Below are 1217 nucleotides of genomic sequence, written 5' to 3'. Positions count from 1 at the left end.
ATCCAAGCAATCGATTGAAGCAGTGTATCTGCCCATTGCGGTCCATAGCGACGACCGATCTCATCGAAGTTGCCGACCCTGACAACGAGAATGACGCCATCTGGGCTTTCCGCAGTGGTCACGCGCCTGCGGTCTATCGCATGCTCGACGGGGGTCGCAACTGCGTCGGCGCACAGTGTAACTATGATGGGATCATGGTGGAGGGCGTGTTGAAGTTCTTTCTGGAGATCCCGAAGCGCTTTTTTGCGTCGGTGAAGCGCAAATTGCAGCGGAAATGTAACAGCCACCGATATCAACGCCACAGCCGTTAATTCTACCCAAAAGGGACGTTCGGGAACGAGCAGGCTCAACAAGCACACGACCGCGGTCATCCCAGCTGCCGAAGTAAGGGCGCCGAGCGTTGCGCTTTTGATATGCGCGACTATTGCGGCTGGGCGAAATCGAAATTGCAGGGTCATCGCTTAAACGGAGCTATTGCAGTGGTCGCTATATTTGACAGATTCGGCGAAAATAGCAGGTGAATAAATTCGACGGCATTTTAGCTATAGCCACCCAAAATTTTATGGTCACGCCATCCCGATCGCGGCCTGAAAGGCCAAGGCCTATGCGGTCGTTCAAGAAGCCCATTCGCACCTTCGGCGTTGGTATCCCGAATGTTTGCTCCTAGCACGTGAATCCGTGGAGCCCCCGGTTCGATTGACATTGAGGTGAGAAAAACTAGTCTCTTCGGGCTCAGGCCCCTCAACCAACAAAATTTGCAAATTCCCCCACTCCGGATATTTGCACCGAAGCTCCTCCGCGCCGGACCAGGCGGAGCCCTACAGATGTTCCAAATCGGTGATCCGCTTCGTGAAAGGCGGCGAGTTTAGATGCTCAGGCTGTCGTCCAACCAGACCCGAAAGCCGCCGCGGAAGGCGTTGTCGTTGTTGCCGCGGCGGCAATTCGGTGGCAGTTCCTTGAGCCGTTCGACATTGCCGCCGCCTATGACGATGTAGTCCGGCAGCAGGGCAGCACCCAAGCGGTCGGCGACGTCAATACCGATTTTCGCCATTTGCTTTTGCCGCGACGCTTCAGGCCGCGTTCGCCGACATAGTCCTCGAATGTCGCCTTTCGGTAGGGCATGTGCGCCAGTTCCAGAGGCATGCAAACGTTCTCGGCGATAATGGCCGAGCCGAGGCCAGTGCCGAGGCCGAGAAAGAGCATGCGGCCCGCCTCGT

1 protein-coding gene and 1 pseudogene are annotated in these 1217 nt (G+C 56.5%); one reads left to right on the top strand and one right to left on the bottom strand.

From position 1 onward, the window contains the following. The coding region (locus AAAB35_RS17535) for a hypothetical protein (RefSeq protein WP_340669563.1) at positions 1-311 on the top strand (311 nt) is incomplete at its 5' end. Between the two features lie 554 nt (positions 312-865). On the opposite strand, the pseudogene AAAB35_RS17530 reads toward AAAB35_RS17535, so the two are convergent. Next, positions 866-1217: pseudogene (locus tag AAAB35_RS17530) on the bottom strand (ROK family protein); the annotation flags it as partial.

Origin of the sequence: Phyllobacterium sp. (genome assembly GCF_037994425.1) — a bacterium.
In the GTDB taxonomy this organism is placed as follows: domain Bacteria; phylum Pseudomonadota; class Alphaproteobacteria; order Rhizobiales; family Rhizobiaceae; genus Phyllobacterium.
The sequence above is the reverse complement of the archived record's forward strand: the minus strand, read 5'-3'. Positions and strand labels throughout refer to the sequence as shown.